The sequence below is a fragment of the Flammeovirga sp. EKP202 genome, assembly GCF_014534745.1.
Taxonomy (GTDB): domain Bacteria; phylum Bacteroidota; class Bacteroidia; order Cytophagales; family Flammeovirgaceae; genus Flammeovirga.
This window is the reverse complement of sequence record NZ_JACVVP010000004.1, coordinates 30,461-53,036: the sequence shown is the minus strand read 5'-3', so window position 1 is coordinate 53,036 and position 22,576 is coordinate 30,461. Positions and strand designations below refer to the sequence as shown.

Here is a 22,576-nt window from a genome sequence, read left to right as displayed (position 1 = left end):
CAAAAAATAAATTGATAGGTTATTCATCAATTAACATGTTACGAATTTAAAATTAACACATTTTTCTAATTCGTTAAACAAATAAAATAAATGTTTTGAACAACATGGTTAAAATCTAATTTAATTTTATCTTTAGTTTATATTAAATCACTTTTTGTCACAAAATAAAGATCCATTTTTCAGCTTTTTGATTCGAATGTTTTTTTTGTGATCCCATTAAAATACAATATGCTAACAGCAAAAGATTATTATAATTACCTGTACAACACTGTAAACAACGAAGAATTTACACTTCCACAAAAACATCACAGAATCAAAGATTTATTAGAATGGATTTGTAAAGAGCAGACAAAAAGTGAGAAAATTTTACTATCCAGCTTATTTGCTAGAATTGCTTATTTGGGTCAAAAATTAAAACTCCCTCAGCATCTTGTATGGCGTTTGCAAAAGGTTAGAATCAATGATCGTTTATCTAAAAGATCTGCGAAAGTTATTCATTTTCATGATATCAACTTTGCCTGCAGGAGTGTGGCTGAAACTGTTAAAATTATATATAACGAAGATATAATTGACGTACTCGACCAAGTCTTACCTCCTCTACCGACCATAGAAGAGTCCAAAAAACAAAAGGAAAATTTCATTGATACGCTAAGAGTAGAAGTCATCAAAATTGATGAAAAAAACAAGCTTCTACACTGTATTGAAGATGATGATGCGGAGAGTGAAACACCCATAAAAGTGAGGTATGATGTGGCCAATGTCAATGACATGTACACCACCACAATTGCCAAAATCTGGGAGGGTATTCAACTACATTTATTGAATGTTAGGCTAAGTAGTAATGATCAGTTGATTCCTCAGCATTTTGTCATTGAACCTGATTTTTTAGTTGATGTTACTACTGTCGCAGAGTCCTTCAACCGAACGGGAAGTATTCCACTTAATATGCTTTTGAAAAAGTTTACACCTTCTGCTTCAAGTGTTCCAATACTCTTGGGTAGTGTAGCCAACTTTTTCCTTGATGAAGCCATTCATTCCGAAGACCCTAACACTCTAAATTTCATCGATGTTTTTTCAAAAACATTTAAGGCCAACCCATTAGATTATATCACTTTACCTGAATTGGAAAGTCGTTCGGGGTTTAATGAGTTTATGGAAAATGCGAAGATGCAATTCCAAAATATCATCAAGACCGTCAATGATAATTTCAGACAACAGGGAATCGATAAAGATGGCTGCTGTATTGAACCTTCGTTTTATTCTCCTAAATATGGCATACAAGGACGTTTGGACTTATTGCATATCAATAATGAAAAACATGAATATAGAATTGTAGAATTAAAGTCAGGGAAACCTCCTCAAGCGGGATTAGGTAACTCCGGATTGTGGAGTAATCATGCAGTGCAAACCCTTATGTATCAGATGTTATTGAAAGATGCTTACCAATGTGATCAGCAAAGTATTTTTCCAATGATTTTTTATTCAAAGGCCCATCAAGCACCTCTGAGATACGACACCTACACTTCAAAAATGGAGCAGTTGATCATTTATACTAGAAATGAAATGGTATTAAATGAGCTGTTACTTTCCAAATCAGAAACCCTACAAGATGTAGCTGCTGTACTTAGACAGGTCAATGAAGTTGCATTTGCAGCAGCGGCTCCTTTTGTCAAAAAAGATGTCAATCACTTCATTCAAAATATTAGAAGCCTAACTCAACTAGAACGAGCTTATTTGTTCTCCTTTATCAGCTTTATTGCCAAAGAACATCAACTAGCAAAAGTGGGAGATACAATATTTAGTCAAGGTGTAGCTTCTTTATGGCTCGATGATTTCGATACTAAAAAAGATAGTTTTAAGATCTTATTTGATTTAGAACTTTCTGAAAATTTCGCAAATGATCCGACTCCCATTTTGGTGTTCAAAAGAACGAACCCTGAAAATGCTTTTGTCAACTTTAGAGAAGGTGATATCGTTACGCTCTACCCTAGAAATACCAATGAAGAACTCCCTACACATGGACAAATCAATAAGGGTACGATCACTAAGATTAGTAAAGATGAAATCATTGTACAATTAAGACATCAGCAAAGAAATGATGAAATCTTTGATGCTGATACCAATTGGGCCCTTGAAGGTGATTTTATGGAAGCTTCTTTTAATGCTATGTACAGAGGTTTATATCAATTCATCACCTGGAATAATAAAAAGAAAAAAGATATATTACTTGGATTACAGCCTCCTACCTACCCTTCTAAAATGTTTTCGCATGAAGAAGTACTTGACCTTGCTCAAGATAAAAACCTAAATAAAGTAGAATTAAGCACCTTATCGAAGGCCTTATCTACAGAAGACTATTGCTTAGTAGTTGGACCTCCTGGTACAGGAAAAACTTCCAGAATGTTGAAGAACCTCGCTCATATTCTTTATCATACAGATGAAGACAGAAACATATTGTTTATTGCCTATACCAACAGAGCGGTGGATGAAATTTGTGAAGCATTGGATGACGCAATTGTAAATCCTTTACCTGATGGTAGAAAGTTTTTACGTATTGGTTCAGAACATTCTTGTGCTCCACAATACAGAAATAACCTCCTCAACAAACTGGCAGAAAGTGCCAACAATAGAGCTTCACTCCGAAAAGGGATAGAACAACATAGAGTCTTTGTGACTACACTAGCTTCAATTTCAGGAAGGGTTTCACTTTTCAAGATCAAGAAATTTGATATGGCCATTATTGATGAAGCTTCTCAGATTCTAGAGCCTCAGTTAGTCGATTTATTAACCAAGGTCAATCGTTTTGTGTTAATTGGAGATCAAAAACAGCTTCCTGCCATTACTCAGCAAGATAAAAGTGTTTCTGAAATTCAGTTTAAAGGGTTGGATGAAATTCAATTGACAAATAGAAGAAATGCCTACTTTGAAAGAATTTTTTCACTCTGTCAGAAAAACAATTGGAATTGGGCTTTTGATCAACTCAAAAATCAAGGAAGAATGCACGAAGATCTTGGATACTTTGCCAATGAATATTTCTATCAAGGTAACCTGATGACCGTTCCTCTACCTTGGCAAAGTGAAAGCATCCATTGGGAAATAAACGAGGGAGACAGTCCCCTTGAAAAGCTCTTAAAAGAGAATCGCTTATTATTCTTCCCTACTCAAAACACTGCTACTTCCACCTCTGATAAAATCAATATGGAAGAAGCTCGAAAAATTGCTCAAATAGCTGTATTGACGAAGAAAAGATATTTAGAGCAAAAGGGACATTTTGATATTGATAAAACGTTAGGAATTATTGCTCCTTATCGAAACCAAATTGCAGCAATACGACAAGCGTTAGAAGAAATCGGTTTTGAAGAAGCCAATCAGATTAGTATCGATACTGTAGAACGCTACCAAGGCAGTCAAAGAGAGGTAATATTGATTTCATTTTGTGCCAATACCCCTTTTCAATTGGAAAATATGCTTTCGCTCACTGATGATGGTATTGTGGACCGAAAACTCAATGTTGCCATTACAAGAGCAAAGCAACAAATGGTGTTTTTGGGGAATCCTATAATTCTAACCCGCTCTTCTATTCATGAACGACTAATGAATTGGATTAAAGAAAAAAAGGGTTGGATAGCGTCTGACTCTTCATTATTTTCGTAGTGTTAGCAGTATATAATTACGATGAAAGACTTTGACGAATATTGTGAATGTGCAAGAGATAATTTTTGCAATTTTGTACAGAACAATGAAAAATATACACCTGAAGAAAGTTCTTACCTCATTGAACATAGCCTTGGTAAAGGTGTCTCCAAAATATTTAGAGTGGGATATATCTTGATCGTTTGGAGCTTTGTGGCGGTATGGATTGATAATATCTTGATACCAGGTGCGGCGGGGTATACTTTTATTCAAAAAGAAATCAGTTGGGCCACTGCTATTCCCGTTATTTTTTTAATTACAAATGCTACTTTAAAAGCCATTTTTATAAAGTGGAGACTAAAAAGTCAAATTTCAGTTGGAGGGGCTTACCTTGCCAGTGTTCCTTACATTGGTTTTGCATTCCTATTAAAATCACAATTTAAAACAGACAAACTACTTTATATTGCCGCTAAAGATTATTTTTTATATCAAAAAGTCGTTATTAAAGATAGTGTGAAATCTTTTTTGGGGTTAAAGAAAAAAGAAAGTTTCAATTAGCACATTGTAAACTAAATTACCCTTAACTTTCAATCTGTATTTCTACTAGATTTTATAGGGCCTACTTTCAAACTTCCTCTTTCTTCATTTTTGTCTTGAAACAAAAACGAAGCAAAAAATTCAAGGCTTAGAAGTCAAAAGCTAAATTTCATTCCTCTCGCCTAAATGATTTTAAACTCGCTTTGCTCAAACAAGAAAATCATTTTTAACGGCTCAATCCAAGAAATTCTTAACGCTTTTCCCTTCAAGGCCGAGGGAAGAAGTAGCAAATGAATTGGGTAGAAAGTCCACTGGCGCGAATGTTAAGCGATAGCGTCATTCGTGTCTTAAAGATCAGCAGAAATCTCCTGACTTCTAAATACCTAAATATTAGAGAATTAAGTTTACAACACACCTAATTTTTCAATGATAAGAAAGACAAACCTCCCTCTACATCATTACTTAAATCTTTCAAAGTAGTAGACTGTAACATCTTATTGATAGAAGCTCTAATGGATTTGAATTTAGCATGCATTGGACATGGCTTTTCATCAGAGCATTCTAAAAAACCTAAACCACACCCCGTCATCAACTGATCACCATCAATTGCTGCTACAACAGTATAAAGTGGGGTATTTTGTTGTTCTTCATCTAAGTAAAAACCACCTCTTGGTCCTTTTACGGACTGAATGATACCTTGCCTTGATAACTGTTGTAAAATTTTAGCGGTAAAAGGTTCAGGTGTTGCGGTTACTTCTGCAATTTCCTTCGCTCCTATTTTCTCTCCCTCGTTACTTCGCTGCGTTATTAAAATAAGTGCTCTAATACCGTAAGTACATGCTTTTGAAAACATCAATGTATTGCTTCTGATAATTATAATTGATTCAAATCGATATGACTACAAATATAAACCTTTTAAGATTTCCTTTTACAAAAGAAATAAAAGATATTTTTGTCTTTTATTATTTTTTAGTAAGTTTGTATCAAGAAAGGACAAAATCTATCTGGTAATTTTGTTCTTTTGCTTCTATCAGAGTTATCCTATTTTCAACCATGTGTTGATCTACAAACGAAGAATGATTTTTAAGAAAATCTATAAAAAGGCAGTTAGCTGGCATAAATATATTGGTCTATTTCTTTCTGTGATTTTGGTGTGGATGAGTGTTTCTGGCATTCTTTTAAACCACCCTGATCTGATTGCTCATTGTTCTGTTTCAAAAAACTATTTCCCAGAAGAATATCTACCCCACAATTGGAACAGAGGTGGTATTCAAGATGTGGTCTATATTGGTAGTGACACCATCGTTATTGGAGGTAAACAAGGAATTTGGAAAAGCGATAATGGGGGAAAATCCTTTCATTCATTGATGAAGAATGGCTTTCCAGAGGCGATCTACTATCAAAAGGTCAATGACTTGTACTATGACAGTTTACAAAACACAATCTTTGCTGCCACCTTTGGAGGAGTCTATCAATTAGACTTTACTCAAAATAAATGGAAAGGACTAACGACTCCAACTAAACACGTAGAGCAATTTGTCAAGATAATGGAGATCAAAGATGAGCTTTTTGCCGTCTCTCAATCCAATATTTATAAAGTACAGGGAGATCAATTAGTGACTTACTCTATTTTCAAGAAGGAGAGAAATTATGTCGATATGATTCAATTCACTTTTGCATTGCATAGTGGATGGCTTTGGGGAACACCGGGAAGATTATTTTATGATTTTCTATCGCTCATTTTAATCTTTCTTTCATTGACTTCTTTATACATTACTTTTTTCAAAAAGAAAAAAGCAACGAATACGATTTCAAAAAAATTAAAGGCTTTTATTATTACCTATCATACTAAGATAGGGGTATGGACCTTTGTTTTCTTGTTGATCATTGGAGGAACTGGAATGCTCATGCGTCCTCCTTTGATAGTGGCATTATATAATGGTAAAGTACCAACTTCGATGATTCCAGATCGATTTTTAGAAAATGAATGGTATCATTCGATCCGAAATGCGATGTATGATCCACAAACGGACCGAATTATTTTAGATACTACAGAGGGGATTTTTGGAGGGAAGAGTGATGCTACAACTGCTTTTGAAAAGTTAGAGTGGAAGGTGAATATATTTGTGATGGGTGCTACAACATTTGAGCCTCTGGGAAATCAACATTTCTTGGTAGGCTCATTTTATGGTCTTTATGATTATAAAGAAGGGGAAAGTTTTAGTACCAATGTGTTGACAAAAGAGCGTATTCCATTATTTGACAACATCCAAAAACCAGGTGATTTTATGACAGTAGCAGCCTTTACTTCACCAAAAGGCGAGCAATATATTTCTGCATACTCTCAAGGTTTATTGGCCATTACTCCTCCACAAGAGGATACTTTTTATCACTTTCCACAAGAAATAAGAGAAGAGTATCAACTTCCATTATGGAATTATATGTTTGAATTACATAACGGCAGGTTATTTCAATTCATCTTTGATAAATACAGCATTTTATTAATTCCACTTTTGGGATTACTCTTCAATATTCTGCTGATTACAGGCCTGTATGAATACATTTACAGGAAAAGAAAGAAGATCAAGAAGTTATTTACAAGTACTACATTGTAAACTAAGTTTTCGAATATTTAAGGTATTTAGAAATCAGGAGATTTCTGCTGATCTGTAGGACACGAATGACGCTTTGCTTAACATTCGCACCAGTGGACTTACTACCCAATTCATTTGCTACTTCTTCCCTCGGCCTTGAAGGGAAAAGCGTTAAGAATTTCATGGAGTGAGCCGTTAAAAATGATTTTGCTGTTTGAGCTTTAGCGAGTTTAAAATCATTTAGGCGAGAGGAATGGAATTTAGCTTTTGACTTCTAAGCCTTGAATTTTTTGCTTCGTTTTTGTTTCAAGGCAAAAATGAAGAAGAAGGAAGTTTGAAAGTAGGCCCTATAAAATCTAGTAGAAATACAGATTGAAAGTTAACGGTAATTTAGTTTATAGTGTAGTAATTAGAATGAAAAAAGCCCATGAAAGAAGAATAAAAATACTCTTTCATGGACTTGATATTATTTATTATGAAGGATTAATAACGGATCATTCCCTCATAAGTTGAACTCATATTGTTTGGAACTAACACTCCTCTCATTTTTAATTGACGAGCACTGAATACCCCATCAATTCTTACATTACAGTAGTTGCCTGTTCCGTCAAGGTCATAAATGACTCTTGCTTGAAGCATTGATCCCATAATGTTGAAAGAAACTGTTGTTCTACCGTTTTTTTCGTCTTTACTCACTTTCCAGTCAGAAATTCTACCGTCAACGGTAATACCACCAACGCCATTCCAGCCAATTAAATTTGCTGAACCGATTTGTAAAACCCCAACGTCTTTCTCTACTTTAATAAAGTTGATATTCGATTGTACATTAACGGTTCTACCTCGTCTATCATATAATTGATTGGCTTCTAATACAAATTGTTGACTATCAATTGCAACTAGCGCCTGTTGATGTTGTATTTTTTCAAAAGCTTCAGCTTGTGCTTTTTTCTCAGCTTTTGCTTTTTTCTTTTGCTCTTTCTTTAAAGCCTTTTGTTCTTGCTTCGATAAATTTTGATCTGCCTCTTCTTGTGCAAAAGCAGTAAAAGATATACCAAAGATTAAACTCAATGCAATAATGTAATTTTTGAAAATAGCCGTACTCATAATAAATAGTTTTAATGATAATTTTCTTTGCAAAACTGATTGTTTAATATTATACGTTCACAATAGAAAAAGTTTTAGTATAGCATCTTAAAAAGTGTAAAATAGGCCTTTAGAGAGTATTAATAAACATAATATTGGATTATGTTAACAAAATCATTGAGAATTGCCATTAAATATTTAATTATCAAAAAAGTATAGACACAAAAAAACACCTTACCGAAATAAAGTGTTTTTTGTTATTTACAAGGACAGTCATTTGACTATCCAATCAATGTTGCTAACGTCTCTACAGCTTTTGCTTTGTTTTTTGCTGCTTGAGATCCCTCCTCAACTTCTAACTCAGACAAGAAAGTAGAAACTTTACCAGCAATGTCTTTAATGTTTTCCTCAGGAAGATTCATTCCCTGTAACATTCCGAAAGCTGCTTGCATCATTTGTACAATTTGATTCTCGTCTTCAGTTGTATTTATCGCATTAGCGAACTGCATTGCGATCATATTTTCATCCATCATCTTATCTTTTGTCTTGGATTAAATAATTACGTGTTAGTGCAAAAGTAGGTGATTTTCAATTTCAAAAAAAATCCAATTCTCTTCGAAGTATAATTCAAAACGTAACCCATTATCTATCAATACATAAACCAATTGTTTCAAGAACGTAACATTATTAACTTTTATATAATACACTCAATGAATGAATAACTATTCAACAATATATAATTCATTTTAAGGTCATGTACTATCCTTAATTTTGACAAAACTTAAACACTCAACTTCCCATTGATTAATGAAAAAAAATATAATGAATGCGGTTTCTCGCCGTAAGTTTATCCGAAACTCTATTATTGTAGCCAGTGGTACTACTCTTCTACCACTTTCGGCTTGTACAGAAGACGAAATTCTTGAAGTAATTGACCCTGAACCTATTCCTGAAGGTGAATATGGTTTCTTTGAAGGAGTCGCTAGTTTTGACCCAAGTAGCTCTCAAGTCCTATTATGGACAAGGTACACTCCTGCTAGCAATGAAAATACAAACGAAATTACACTCGAAGTGGCTACCGACATGGAATTTTTAAATGTTATAGCCAATGAAAAAGTAATTATTGATACTGCCTCAGATTATACGGTCAATGTTGATGTCAGCGGATTAAAGTCCAATACAAGCTATTATTATCGTTTTTCAAGTGAGTTTACGAAAGCAATTTCTCCAGTTGGAAAAACAAAAACGCTTCCTTCTACAGGTGAAGTCAATGATGTAAAATTGGCTGTAGTGTCTTGTGCAAACTACCAAGCAGGCTTATTTAATGTATATGGAGCTGTTGCCCTATCAGATGCTGATGTAGTAGTACATTTGGGTGATTATATTTATGAATACGGTGTAGATGGTTATGGTGTAAATGAGCAAACTGCATCTTTAAAACGTTTTCATCAACCGGATGGTGAAATTTTAAGTATAGAAGATTATAGAACCCGTTATCGTCAGTACAGACAAGATTCTCAACTTCAACAACTACATCAGACCAAGCCTTTCATTTGCGTTTGGGACGATCATGAAATCACCAATGATGCCTATAAAGATGGTGCTGAAAATCATAACGAAGGAGAAGGTGATTATGAAACTAGAAAAGCATACGCACTTCAAGTTTGGCACGAATACTTACCGGCAAGAGTAGCGGACAATGCTAAGATTTACCGAAGCTTCGACTTTGGGGGCATTGTTGATCTTCATATGTTGGATACTCGAATCATTGGAAGAGAAAAGCAATTAGACTATAGTAATTATTTCACGGCAACGGGATTGGATGCTGCAAAATTTGTAGCCGATTGGGGTAATACCAACAGAACACTTTTAGGAGCTGAACAAAGAGGATGGTTAGCAGGTCAATTGGCTTCAGGTACGGCAAAATGGCAAGTACTTGGAAGTCAAGTTTTGATGGGTACTTACACAATACCTGTGGAACTTCTTCAAATTGTAGCTGCTATTGCTGCTTCAGGTGCTGCTTCTACTGAGTTATTATTACAATATCAGCAAAGCGTTACAGAACTTTTAACCATCAAAGGACGAATTGCTCAAGGTGACCCTACGGTAACTGCTGAGGAGAAAGCAAGGTTGACAACTGTACTTCCTTATAACCTTGACGCATGGGATGGCTACCCCGTTGAACGTGAGATCATATTTGGTGCTGCTGCCGGAAAGAAACTCATTACTCTGGCTGGAGATACTCATAACGCATGGAACAGTAATTTAATGGATGCCTCTGGAAATACAATAGGTGAAGAATTTGCTACAGCCTCCGTTTCCTCTCCTGGTTTTGAAGGTATCTTTGGATCTGATCCTTCTGTCATTGGTCCTTTCGAACAGGCTAATGTGGCATTAATTGAAGGCTTAAAATATGCTGATGCATCAAGAAGAGGTTATGTATTAGCCACTTTTTCAAATGCATCCGCAAATGCAGAATGGCATTTTGTAAATGATGTTTTCTCCGAAGATACATCAACTACAACGGCTCATTCTACTATTGTCAGTTAATATAACCCACTAACTTTACATACACTCCACCCTAAAGAACATTAATTTGATCTTTAGGGTGTTAAGTACTAAGTACATTGTAAACTAAATTATCGTCAACTTTTAATAGACCTTTCTGCAGGCATTTATAGGATCTACTTTCAAACTTCCTTCTTCTTCATTTTTGTCTTGAAACAAAAACGAAGCAAAAAATTCAAGGCTTTGAAGTCAAAAGCTAAATTCCATTTCTCTCGCCTAAATGATTTTAAACTCGCTGCGCTCAAACAACAAAATCATTATTAACGGCTCAATACATGAAATTCTTGACGCTTTTCCCTTCAAGGCCGAGGGAAGAAGTAGCAAATGAAGTGGGTAGTAAGTCCACTGGCGCGAATGTTAAGCGATAGCGTCATTCGTGTCCTACAGATCAGCAGAAATCTCCTGATTTCTAAATACCATAAATATTCGGAAACTTAGTTTACAGTGTACTAAGTCAAAAATAAATCATAGTTAATTCTCTTTGCTCTAGTAAGCTTTGGGCTACAGCCAATGCCAAAGCTACAAGTGTATTGTCTGTGACTTTTTTTTGTCCATCCACTCCACGATGAAACTGGTTTTGTTCTAAATACTACGCTCAATTTCTCTATCACCTTCAAAACGAACTAGTGCAAATTTTGCACTAGTTGACTCTCGTTATAATTCTTGCTCACTGTAAACACCTTTAATGTGCCTATTCACTACAGAACGGTTCCTCCCAAATATTTCTGCAATTTCTAATTCAGTTGCCCAAACCGTTACCTGCTTTTCATTCAATAAAACTTGATATTCCACCTGTTCTGAAGATGGTTTGAAAGTTACAATTTTTTGAGTTTTGGTTCATTGTATTGAAGTGAGATTTGATGCATCATAAATCATCAGAGCATATGTCTAAGCATATAATCAGAGATAATCTGCTAAAATATCCGATTAAGAACAAGAATCAAACCTTCACCTACTTTATTCATAACCAACTAAAAAAGGCCTTCCAAATCAATGAAAGACCTTTTTCTTTTTCTACTACTTGATCTAAAATTAAAATCAAGCTTTAATTTTTGTGGTTAATGCCTACAATACTTTTGAGGAATTGCAGCACCAAATTGCATATTCTCTTGATCATTGGTATAAATATATACACCATCCTTCAACCTCATTTTTCCTCCTACTCTAAAATAGGCGGAATCTTCTTCTAACTTGATAAACCTTTCTTCTTGTTGCATTACACCTTCAGAAGTCTGGTAGGTATATATGGCTTTGATCAAATTATCTTCAATTTTTCCTTTCAATGTACCTGTTATATACTTGCTTTTAGAAGGCATCCACTCAAAAGTTCCAACAACGTTTTTGCCTTTAATATCTAAATGAAGAAACATAGAATCCATAAATGAAATCATTTGGCCGTTCTCGTTTCTAACAGGATCACTCTTAATTATTTTTTCATAACATAAAGAATGATGACTCATTGAATTTGCCGTTCTACCGCATGAATAAAAGATAAACGATACAGCGACAACGGTAATAAAGTAGAAAAATTTTCTACAATTCATAAACTAGAAAGTTCGTTAAACATAAAGAAATCAACCCTTTAAGGAATTGATTTCTTAAATATCAAGAGCAAATGTATTGGATTAAATTCTAAATACACTAGCTCATTAAGTTAAAAGATGTTTATTACTTTTATCAAATTTAAAGCTCATCTATCTCTGCTACCACAAAAGTACTACCTCCAATAAAGACTAAATCCTCTTTCGAAGCACTATTTTTGGCCGCTTGAATTGCCGTATTAACATCACAAATTACCTCGCCTTTTAAGCCTATTTTGGTTGCTTCTTCTCCCAAAATAGAGGCATCGAGTCCTCTTGGAACATTCGGTTTACAATAATAATAATACGCTTCTTTTGGAAGTTTACTTAACATATTAGGCAAGTCTTTTTCTTGAACTACACCCAGTACCATCCAAAGTTTTTTGAATTCTAATGTCGAAATCTGATCTAATACAAATCGCCAACCATCTTCGTTATGACCAACATCTGTAATCGTCAAAGGAGCAGTTTGTAGTGTTTGCCAACGTCCTTTCAACCCACTTAATGCACTCAAGTTTTTAAAGCCTTCTTCAATGGCTTCTTTAGAAATACTGTAATCTCCTTTTTGGTTTAATTGATCAATTACAGACAGCACCCCTAAGGCATTGTGTCGTTGATAATTTCCCTTGGCTTCCAGTTCTACATTTTCTAAAAATGGACTACCATTCTTTAAAAGGTTTGCACCTTCCCACTGATACACTTCCTCTGCAAAAGTAATCGGTGCTCCTTCTTCTGATGATTTATCTAAAAAGACTTTTGTTGTTTCCTCTTGCTTTTGACTGATTACTACTGGCGTATTAGGTTTAATGATCCCAGCTTTTTCAGCAGCAATCAGTTCCAAAGTGTTTCCTAACATATCCATGTGGTCCATCCCAATATTTGTAATTAAGCTTACTTCTGGATTGATTACATTCGTAGAGTCCAATCGTCCTCCTAAACCTACTTCAATAATGGCAATATCTACCTTTTCATTTCTAAAATAATCAAAGGCCATGGCAACTGTCAATTCAAAAAAGGAAGGTTTGATCTCTTCAATATGTGTTTTTATACCTTCTACAAATTCAACTACCTTATCTTCAGCAATAGGTTGACCGTTGATTTTAACTCTCTCTGTAAAACTTTTCAGATGAGGAGAAGTGTATAAACCTACTTTATACCCTGCCGATTGTAATACCGCTGAAAGTATATGTGAAGAACTCCCTTTTCCATTTGTACCCGCTACATGTACAGATTTAAATGCATTTTCTGGGTGTTCCAATGCCTTACACAAAGCAATGGTGTTCGATAAATCTTTCTTAAAAGCAGACTTCCCTTCTCTTTGGAACATAGGAAGCTGTGCATATAAAAAATCTAAAGTTTCCTCGTAGGTCATATTCTTATTTCAATTTTTGAAAAGCGAATGTAGGTAATTTTTAGAATTAAGTAATATGCCTTTTTGAAATTATTTTGACTTTCAATCCAATATTAAGAATACCAAGAGCAATGAAAAGCTCATCACTCTTGGTGTTTTTATTTAATTAAAACCGTATTCTATTCCACCTAAATGAGTAGAAGTATACTCACTTCTTGCACAACCACTTGTTGTACATCCTAAAACTGTAGATCCTTTACATGGATCTAAGTCACAATAATTTCTATCTCTAAATAATGGTCCTTGTGCAGGATTTCCCCATTTTCCATCGAAAGCCATCCAATTTTCTCCATCACAACGAAGTTCCTTAATTGGGCTTTTCCAAGTTTCCCAAAGAGGACCTGGGTTTCGGTAATCAGCCCAATAACAACATCCGCCACTTCCGCCGGAATTGTGATAAGCACCATGTCCGATTTTACCAATGTAAACGGTAGCTCTATTTTGATCTAATTTATGCGTATACCAACCGGCATGTTGATAATAAGTAACCGTAGTAGCCGTCCAAGTATCTTTGTTTACCTGCACTACAATTCTTTCCCAATCGTAATCATGTCCGCCTGAATTAAAGAAACAATTATCTTGTCTTATGTAAGTCCACCAATAAGTAATAAATATACGACGGCTATCGTTTGGGCAATTGGTGATTTGATAATACGTTTCAGCTTCTGCAATACTCCCTGATTTATCAATCCCAGAGTTCAAGGCTAGTTTTTGCCCACAATCTTTATTTTTTGATAAATCAAAGATTTTTTGTCCTGTAGAAGGAAATGTTTTGGCTGCTTTATCGAAATAAAGTCTAGGAGCAAACATCTCTGCCACTTGAAGACTAACAGAAGGATTTAGCACTTCGCTGTAGGTATCAGTACAAGTCCCACAAGTGGTATTGATTGATCGGAGATTACTTTTGGAAACATTATTCCAAGAGGTAACTTCTACTTGATCTGACCATTTTTTTGTTTGACTTTGTATAGAATATGAAATGTTATAAGCATCCTTATTTTTGCTAATCATTAGATACCCTTCTTTAAAAGATTCCAATTGACCTGATGTATTGTTTAATATAACATCACCAAATTCCGCCACTTTAAGTTGACGTCCCAACAAATTTTCTGACCAATTGTGTACTCTAAACGAAAGAACATCACCTTTTCCTTTTACCTCTCCTTCTTCAGAAACAGCAACTTGATCACTGTAAAAGTAGAAGTCTGCAATTGCTTTCCCTTCATCAACAATTACTTTGCTTTGATGAAGGTGAGCAGTCTGCATTTGATGAATTTCGCTGTTGTTGTTGCAACCATAAAAAAGCAACATACATAGGAATAGCATCCATAAAAAATAGTTTCTAGTTTTCATTTTTAATTAAATTGAAGTGTAAAGATTTACTTATTGCTCTACGAAACCCTTCTATCTCCAATACGCCATTTTTATACAGTTTCACAATCGCATAACTGTTGTTCTTTTTCCCTGAATAATCCACCATCGCTTTTAATACATAATAATGTATTCCATTGATCTTTTGATATTTTTCTTGGTGATAATGCCCTTGAAAAACAGCCAATACGTTTCCTGATTCTTCTAGTAACTTTCTGATTTTATGCGAATCAGTCACATGGTACTTTTTCCCTTTTTCGCCGACATCATGCAGTGTATGATGCAAAAAAACAATGGTAGGTAAGGTGTTGTTCAATAAATCACGCTGAAGCCATTGCCATTCTTCTGTAGAGAGTTGAGTGTCTTCCCAATGAAAGTTTCGATGCCCATGATCTGTTCCATCTTTGAGGTAATTGGCATCCAAAACAATAAAATGAAAACCTTGTTTATCAAAAGAGTAATAGCTTTTATCCTTTGAGATGCCTGTATTTTCGATATGATCAAGGAATTGCTTTTTGCTTATACTGTCCAGGTCATGATTACCAATAGCATGATATCTTGGACCTGAAAACTGAGCATAAACACGCTCTATTTCCTGTAGGTATTGTAATGTCTCTGATTCTACAGCAGGTTTTCCTTCATCTTTTAAATCTCCCAAATGAATCATGAAATCTACTTTTCTTTTATTCATTAGATCGACACATTCCTGCATCTTTTCTTTTGATTCATGAAAGAAACGAATCCCTCTTGAAGGACAATCGGCAAAATGAGAATCTGTCATCATTCCGAATTGAAGCAAAGGCTTTTCTGCAATAATAGTATTAAAACTTAGAAAGGGAGCAGCAGATAATGTTGTTGCGGAAAGTCGTAAAAATGTGCGCCTGTTGATAGCGTATTTCATAGTAAAGAAAAAGAGGGATTCTCATCAAAATAGATCATTTTACTGGTACTATGAAGTATTGAATCCCTCATGAATTGATTAGAAATATTTAGTAACCTTTGTTTTGTACTAAGTTTAAATTGGCATCTAGTGCCGTTTGAGGAAGAGGGAAAACCCTTTTATTAGGATCTGAACTGCTTTTTTCAGTCCACTTATCCTCAAACTTTCCAAAACGAATCATATCTGTTCTTCTCTGCATTTCCCAATACAGCTCAAAACCTCTTTCATTAAAAAGTGCTTCTTCTGTTAGAGAAGTTAATGGTTTAGCACCCCTTGCTGTCCTCAAAATATTGATATCAGAAAGTGCTCCTGCGACATCATTATTTCTAAATTTAGCCTCTGCTCTCATCAGATAAACATCCCCTAATCTAATTAGTGGAATATCGACTTGACCACGACTATTGGATGAGCCATTGATATCAAATTGATATTTTGCTACACGAATCCCAGAAGATTGATTATCAAATAGCTTCACTTCTTTTGTAAAGTCGGTAGGTTGTCCGTCTCTATCGTTCATCAAGGCCGTAATGATTAATTGACCAGATGCATCTTTTTCAAAATCACTTTGATCTTCATTTAATACAGGACCATACTGTTGCCCCGACATAAAACCTCTATTCAACTCATAGAGCTCTGGAGCTAAAGTACCTTCTTCTTGTGCGAAGTTCACTTTTGAGAATCGAGGATCTGTTACATCCCAAGTATCAACAAATTCTGGCAATGTTGCATATCCATTCCATCCTCTTCGGGTAGGTGTTGGCTTTTGTGATCTTGCTAAACTAACTACAGCAAAACGGTTGTCACCTAAGTTGTATTCTAAGCGTTGATCCACTGCAAAAATCATTTCGCTATGTCCATGATTATCTGTATCGAAAATGGAGAAGTAATCAGCGGTTTCTAATTGATAGCTTGAAGAATTTATGACTTCTGATGCATGTTGAATTACTTTCGTTAAATCTTCAGATTTGAATTCGTAAGAAGAAGCATACGGATCAGTATATACAGATGTATTGAGGTATAAACGTGATAATAAAGCTTGAGCCACTTCTTTTGTGATTCTTGAACTCCCCACTTCTTCTTTTGTACCTAAATGATCGATAGTACTCAATAAATCTTCCTCTATGTATTGTACTGCTTCTTCACCTTTCAACACCAAAGGATCTTCATTGAACTTCAAAGTTTCAACATCTCTTGTTGGCACCTGACCATACAAATCCAATAAATGCATCATATAAAATGCTTTTAAAACCGTAGTTTCTGCAATATATCGGTCAAAGTTACCGTCCATGTCTTGCATTGTTTTTATTGCAATCATCGACTTTGCTACACCTTGGTTCAGTTCATTCCAAGTATTACGGATAGCCCCATTATTGGCCGTCCAAGTATGCGTGTGCAATTCTCTGTAAAGACCATTATCATCCCAGTCTGTTCCTCTTGTGGGGCAGATGGCTTCATCTGTTGTGATTTCTTGTAAGCCAAATACCTTGGCATTGTGCGTAAAAGTGGAACGTAAACGAGCATAGGCAGCAGCCGTAACACTTTCCGCCGCTTCACTTGATGTAATAAGATCTTTATTTAGCGTTTCATCCAAAATTTCTTCTTTAAGATCGGTGCACCCCACCATAACAGAAGCTAAAAATATATAAGATACTTTGATAAGAGATTTCATGATGTTGTTAGATTTAGAAAGATACATTGACACCCAAAATATAAGTTCTTGCTCTTGGGTAGTTGGCATAATCAATACCGTAGGAAAGGTTTCCATCTGATGATTTATCAGTGTTTACCTCAGGGTCAAAACCTGAATAATTGGTGATGGTCAACAAGTTTTGACCAGTAGCATAAATACGAAGGTTACTTACATTGTTCCACTTGCTTGTATTAAACTTATAACCAATAGTGAGATAGTTTAATCTCAAGAAATCGGCATCTTCCAAGTAATAAGTAGAAGGCTGAGGAACGTTCTGACTACTTTCATTGGTATTGGCAATAGCATTCGTAATATTATTACCGTTCGTAAGTGATGGAATAGAGAAATAAGCATTCGCCGTATTATTATACACCTTGTTTCCGATACTTCCATTCAATGAAAATGACAAGTCAACATTTTTATAAGATAGATTATTCGTAAGACCTAATGTATAATCTGGAAGTGCACTACCTGCAAATATTCTATCATTGTTAGTGATAGTTCCATCCCCATCCACATCATTAAAGATATTTTTACCCTCTTCATCAAACCCAAGGTGTTCTAATAAGTAAAAAGCGCCAATAGGTTGTCCATTCGCATAAGCGTTGACTTGTGCACCTGATAAACCAGGGCCTGACAGTGAACCTGTAGAAATTAAAGTCAAAGGCAGTTTATTGATTTCGTTTTGAATGCGAGTCACATTAGCATCTACACTCCAATTAAAGTTTCCTTTCGTCAAAATATGGCCACCCAATGAAAATTCGAAACCTTTATTCGTAATAGTACCATCAACATTTTTCCAAACGTAAGGAGAAGGTGATGGATCTTGAGAGGTCATTTTTAATAGTAAATCCGTTGTTTTTTTGTTGAAATAATCAAAAGTTCCATACAATTTCCCTTGGAAAAGTTCAAAGTCAACACCAATATTAGCTTGTGTATTTACCTCCCATTTGATATCTGGATTTGCAGTACGAGCCAATGAAATTCCATTCGTAATTTCACCACCTTCATTCAACCAATAGCCATTCGATACACTTGTTGAATAAGAAGCTTGAGTGATTTTATTTGGAATTTCCTGATTACCCGTTTGTCCCCAGCCTGCTCTTAATTTGAGGTTAGAAAATACACCTAAGTTCTGAATAAAGGGCTCCTCACTTAATCGCCAAGCGGCTGCAAAAGAAGGGAAAATACCATACTTGTTATTATCTCCAAACTTCGAAGAACCATCTGCTCTTAATGATGCTGTAAAGATGTATTTTTCATTGAAAGTATAATTCACTCTTCCAAAGAATGACTGTAGTTCATTGACCTGAGCACTACCTGTTGGTGGTGTAGAAGTTAAATCAGAACCGATACTTGGATTATTAATGGCATCTACTTCAGTGGTCGTTAAATTATTAACTGTAAAGCCATAAGTTCTTCTGTAAAATCGCTGATAAGAATGACCCAATAGAAATTTCATATTGTGTCTTCCTGTTTTAAATTGATAGTTAAAATAGTTTTCTATCAATCTATTTTCACTCTCTACATTGAGAATTGTCGCACGGCCATTAGGGCTAAAGAATTCAATATTATTAGGATCAATCTGCAGATTTCTATTGGAAGTAGCATTATCCACACCTGTATTCAACTTGTAACTCAATCCTTTTAATAGTTGAAGTTCTGCATTAAAATTACCTATGATACGGTTTGTTTTTGTGTAATCTTGATATAACTCTAAGAAAGCATAAGGATTGACACCTGAAGGGAATACAAACAGTTCTCCATTTTCATCATGCGTAGGGTAAGTAGGATTAGACTTCAACATATTAGTGATCAATTCACCTCCAGATCCTGCTCCGTTACTTCTTGGAATACCCGAGTCTTCCACTTGACTTGCTGTTAAATTAGCGCCCAGTTTTAATCGATCTTCAAAGAAGTTTTGAGTAACATTAATTCTTCCCGAAAATCGAGTTTGCTGACTCTGCTTCATAATACCTTCCTGATCAAAATAGTTGATAGAAGCTAAGTAAGAAGATTGATCTTTTCCACCTGAAAACGAAAGATTATGGTTTTGGGTCTTGGCCGTTCTTGTCATTTCTTTTTGCCAATCCGTATTTACATTTCTATCGTAAATGTAATTGTTCTCCGTTCCATTTTCTTCCGCTATTCTATCAGTCGCAGTAATGAAGGCAGGGGTTTCTAAAACATCAATTCTCTTAGACAAAGTGGATAAACCTGCAGATCCGGCATAACTCAAAGTACCTTTCCCCTCTTTTCCTTTTTTAGTTGTAATTAAAATGACACCATTAGAACCTCTTGCACCATAAATTGCTGTTGCAGAAGCATCCTTAAGAATATTGATAGAAGCGATATCATTTGGGTTTAAAAAATTCAAAGGGTTCTTTGCCTGTGAGCTTCCCACTCCCATATCTGCTCCTTCAGGTGAAACATCAGAATTGTCTAATGGCATTCCATCGATTACATAGAGCGGAGAATTTCCACTTCTGATTGAGCTTGCTCCACGGATCACAATATTCATTGCCGCACCTGGCTCTCCACTTGATGCTACAACATTAACACCTGCCATTTTTCCTTGTAAAAGTTGCTCTGGAGAATTGATCATTCCTTGGTTAAACTCATCTTCTTTTACCATACCAACAGCACCAGTCACATCTTTCGCTTCTTGTGTTCCATATCCTACCACCACTACTTCTTGGAGTGCCTGTAAATCCGCCTGTAAAGCAATTGTAATGGTGTTTTCCCCATCAATGGCAACCTCTTGTGTTTGATAACTGATATACGAACAAACTAACGTAGTAGTAGTGCTTTGAACCTTAAGTCTAAAATTCCCATTGAAATCAGTAACAACCCCTTTCCTAGAATTTTTGATATAAACTGAAGCTCCTATCAAAGGCTCTTTTGTATCACTATCAATGACTTGCCCTTCAATAATTTTTTCTTGTTGCTCTTTCGAATAACCAATTGATTTATCTGTAGTATCAGTCGGTTGTTTTACATACACCGTTTGATTGATGACCTTAAATGTATATCCTGTCTTAGTCGTAATTTTTTCTAAAATCTCTGTTATAGAAATGGATGAAGAAGAGATATTAAATACCGCCTTGTTTTGCTCAACAGATTGATCGTACATAAAAACATAATCTGTTTTACTTTCTATGGCTTTTAATAAGTCATGCAAAGAAATACCTTCAACATTTAAGTGTATGGTCTTATCTGTATTTTGAATATGAAATGCATGTATTGGTGGATTTATAATTAAAACACCTAGAAAAATTAAGGCATAAATAAGCCGTTTTGTTGATAATTTCATCAACAATTTGTTTACATTTGTACTCATAAATAAATTAATTTTGCGATTGATTTATCACCCGTCCTGCACCAACAGTGTCGGGTTTTTTATTTATTGCGATTGACATCCTCTACCACTCAGAACGATGACGTCCTTGTCCTGAAATTGGTATTGAATATTATTCATAAAGGCTAACCCTTCCAGGATTTCCTCTAGTTTTCCTACTTTGTATTTACCGTTTAATTGACAATTTTTGATATTGTGATCAGCAATGTCAATTTCAATATTGTACCACCTTTCTAACTCCTCAATGGCACTTTCTATGGGTGTATGGTCGAAAACAATTACTTTGTTCATCCACTGAAAATCCTCATTTTTGGAAGCAATTACCCTCTCTAAAGCTTGATGTTCTCCTTTATAATTCGTCATTTGTTGTGGTAACAAATCCACGGAGTTTTTCTGGTCTTTTCTACTTTTTACATTCACTTTTCCAGTTCTTACGACCACTTTCACATCAGTTTCATCATATGATTTGATATTAAAAGAAGTACCCAAAACCTGCGTTACAGTATTTTTTGTAAGTACTTGAAAAGGGTGTAAACTATCTCTTTGCACATCAAAAAACGCTTCTCCTTGCAGTTCTAAAACCCTATTCTTTTCAAAATTACTTTCATAAGAAAGACTACTCTGATTATTAAGATGTACAGTTGATCCATCAGGAAGTTTCACTTCTTTTTGTTCTCCAATAGTTGTCTGTATTGTTATTCTTTCAACAACTGCCTTCTGAAAAGAAAAATAAAGACCAACCAACAGCCCTAAAAGTAGCATTGAAGCCACATACCTGAAAACTGGAGAGCGATAAAAAGTAACCTGCTTGTTTACACCAATCTCTTGATGTATTTTATGGAGCACTCTCTTTTTAGCCACTAACTTGTTGACTTCACTCTGTCCTTTTGAATGAATACTTTGACTTTCCTCAAAGAAATGATCTACAAGTTTTGTCTCATTGTTGTTTGCTTTTTGCTCAGCGTACTTATCGATGATATGTAAAAAGTCTTTATCTTTCATATTAATGTTTTTTCAACTATTAGTATCAAATGAGGAAGGATACACGTAGTTATTTTCGGGAAAAAGTGGAGAGTTCACAAACAGTTTATTCAAGTAATAGTTTGTTCATTTTAATTACCCTTCTTAAAGGAATAAGAAATAAAAAAGCAACATAGAAGTGACTGAAATATTTTCCTTTAAGAATTTTAATGCATGCGAAATATGGGTTTCAACAGTTCTGATAGAGATGTCCAATCTTTTTGCAATTTCTTGATTGGATAAATGTTCAAATCGTGAAAGGTGAAATACTTCTTTACAACGATGAGGTAGTTCTTCTAATAAATGATGGACTTCTTCGTTAAGCTCATTGACAATGACGAGGTCATCTGTATTTTGTTGACTAAATATATGTTCTGCCAATTCTAATTGCTCTTCAGTGAGGACTGCCTTTCGGAAATGTTTGGCCACTTGAAATTTTACAGCTTGATGTAAATAGGCATTGAGGTGAGTGATTTGCAGTGTTTCTTTTTTGGTCCAAAGCGTAACAAAAATCTCTTGAATAATATCTTCACTTAATTGCTGATCGTTCAATATTTGATACCCGAACCGGAGCAAACGGTCAAAATAGCGGTCGTAAATTTCATCAAAAGCAGAAAGTTTTTTTTCTTCTAAAAGAAGCTTTAAAAGTTCAGTATCAGATGATTTCGATAGTTTGTTTTTCATTGTCTTAGATTTGTTACGCAAAACTAGTAAATAAAAATCGGCAACTATGTGATCATCATATTAACAAAAATGGAATAAATAGTGAAGAAAGAACCATGAAGTCTTTC

The 22,576-nt window shown here is 35.0% G+C and carries 16 protein-coding genes; 4 read left to right on the top strand and 12 right to left on the bottom strand.

From position 1 onward, the window contains the following. The first annotated feature begins 228 nt into the window (after positions 1–228). Both IC221_RS03335 and IC221_RS03330 read left to right on the top strand, forming a co-directional pair. A complete protein-coding gene (locus IC221_RS03335) occupies positions 229–3,654 on the top strand; it encodes an AAA domain-containing protein (protein WP_188167603.1) in 3,426 nt (1,141 codons plus the stop codon). Positions 3,655–3,675: 21 nt separating this feature from the next. Next, positions 3,676–4,191 carry a hypothetical protein gene (locus IC221_RS03330; protein ID WP_188167602.1) on the top strand — a complete coding sequence of 172 codons (516 nt, stop codon included), beginning with the start codon at positions 3,676–3,678 and terminating at the stop codon, positions 4,189–4,191. A 394-nt stretch (positions 4,192–4,585) separates the two neighbouring features. On the opposite strand, the gene IC221_RS03325 is transcribed toward IC221_RS03330, so the two are convergent. Continuing rightward, on the bottom strand, positions 4,586–5,023 hold the full coding sequence (locus tag IC221_RS03325) for an Rrf2 family transcriptional regulator (RefSeq protein WP_188167601.1): 438 nt from the start codon (positions 5,021–5,023) through the stop codon (positions 4,586–4,588). A gap of 223 nt (positions 5,024–5,246) precedes the next feature. Between IC221_RS03325 and IC221_RS03320 the strand changes: the two genes are divergently transcribed. Further along, positions 5,247–6,785, top strand: coding sequence for a PepSY domain-containing protein (locus tag IC221_RS03320; RefSeq protein ID WP_188167600.1), 1,539 nt, complete (start codon positions 5,247–5,249; stop codon positions 6,783–6,785). A gap of 462 nt (positions 6,786–7,247) precedes the next feature. Here IC221_RS03320 and IC221_RS03315 read toward each other — a convergent pair whose 3' ends face one another. Further along, positions 7,248–7,868: a DUF4251 domain-containing protein gene (locus IC221_RS03315; RefSeq protein ID WP_188167599.1), complete on the bottom strand. Its 621-nt coding sequence runs from the start codon at positions 7,866–7,868 to the stop codon at positions 7,248–7,250. A 260-nt stretch (positions 7,869–8,128) separates the two neighbouring features. Further along, positions 8,129–8,380 (bottom strand): hypothetical protein, encoded by a 252-nt coding sequence (locus IC221_RS03310; protein WP_044205002.1) that lies wholly within the window; start codon positions 8,378–8,380, stop codon positions 8,129–8,131. A gap of 274 nt (positions 8,381–8,654) precedes the next feature. Here IC221_RS03310 and IC221_RS03305 point away from each other — a divergent pair, with 274 nt between their 5' ends. Further along, on the top strand, positions 8,655–10,397 hold the full coding sequence (locus IC221_RS03305; protein ID WP_188167598.1) for an alkaline phosphatase: 1,743 nt from the start codon (positions 8,655–8,657) through the stop codon (positions 10,395–10,397). A 672-nt stretch (positions 10,398–11,069) separates the two neighbouring features. On the opposite strand, the gene IC221_RS03300 is transcribed toward IC221_RS03305, so the two are convergent. The 9 genes from IC221_RS03300 to IC221_RS03260 all read right to left on the bottom strand — a co-directional run bounded on the left by IC221_RS03300 (position 11,070) and on the right by IC221_RS03260 (position 22,469). Then, complete coding sequence (locus IC221_RS03300; protein WP_188167597.1) at positions 11,070–11,207, bottom strand: hypothetical protein; 138 nt, start codon at positions 11,205–11,207, stop codon at positions 11,070–11,072. Between the two features lie 266 nt (positions 11,208–11,473). Then, positions 11,474–11,959 (bottom strand): hypothetical protein, encoded by a 486-nt coding sequence (locus IC221_RS03295; RefSeq protein ID WP_188167596.1) that lies wholly within the window; start codon positions 11,957–11,959, stop codon positions 11,474–11,476. A 139-nt stretch (positions 11,960–12,098) separates the two neighbouring features. Further along, positions 12,099–13,367 (bottom strand): folylpolyglutamate synthase/dihydrofolate synthase family protein, encoded by a 1,269-nt coding sequence (locus IC221_RS03290; RefSeq protein WP_188167595.1) that lies wholly within the window; start codon positions 13,365–13,367, stop codon positions 12,099–12,101. A gap of 141 nt (positions 13,368–13,508) precedes the next feature. Then, positions 13,509–14,759 (bottom strand): NPP1 family protein, encoded by a 1,251-nt coding sequence (locus IC221_RS03285; RefSeq protein WP_188167594.1) that lies wholly within the window; start codon positions 14,757–14,759, stop codon positions 13,509–13,511. Further along, the gene (locus tag IC221_RS03280; RefSeq protein ID WP_188167593.1) at positions 14,749–15,678 is read right to left on the bottom strand and encodes a metallophosphoesterase; all 930 of its coding nucleotides are present in this window, start codon (positions 15,676–15,678) and stop codon (positions 14,749–14,751) included. The genes IC221_RS03285 and IC221_RS03280 overlap by 11 nt, the downstream gene beginning before the upstream one ends. A gap of 88 nt (positions 15,679–15,766) precedes the next feature. Then, positions 15,767–17,386 (bottom strand): RagB/SusD family nutrient uptake outer membrane protein, encoded by a 1,620-nt coding sequence (locus IC221_RS03275; RefSeq protein ID WP_188167592.1) that lies wholly within the window; start codon positions 17,384–17,386, stop codon positions 15,767–15,769. Positions 17,387–17,399: 13 nt separating this feature from the next. Next, positions 17,400–20,720 (bottom strand): TonB-dependent receptor, encoded by a 3,321-nt coding sequence (locus IC221_RS03270; protein ID WP_223241279.1) that lies wholly within the window; start codon positions 20,718–20,720, stop codon positions 17,400–17,402. A 90-nt stretch (positions 20,721–20,810) separates the two neighbouring features. Then, positions 20,811–21,767 carry a FecR family protein gene (locus tag IC221_RS03265; RefSeq protein ID WP_188167590.1) on the bottom strand — a complete coding sequence of 319 codons (957 nt, stop codon included), beginning with the start codon at positions 21,765–21,767 and terminating at the stop codon, positions 20,811–20,813. Positions 21,768–21,890: 123 nt separating this feature from the next. After that, positions 21,891–22,469 (bottom strand): RNA polymerase sigma-70 factor, encoded by a 579-nt coding sequence (locus IC221_RS03260; protein ID WP_188167589.1) that lies wholly within the window; start codon positions 22,467–22,469, stop codon positions 21,891–21,893. Positions 22,470–22,576: the final 107 nt, after the last annotated feature.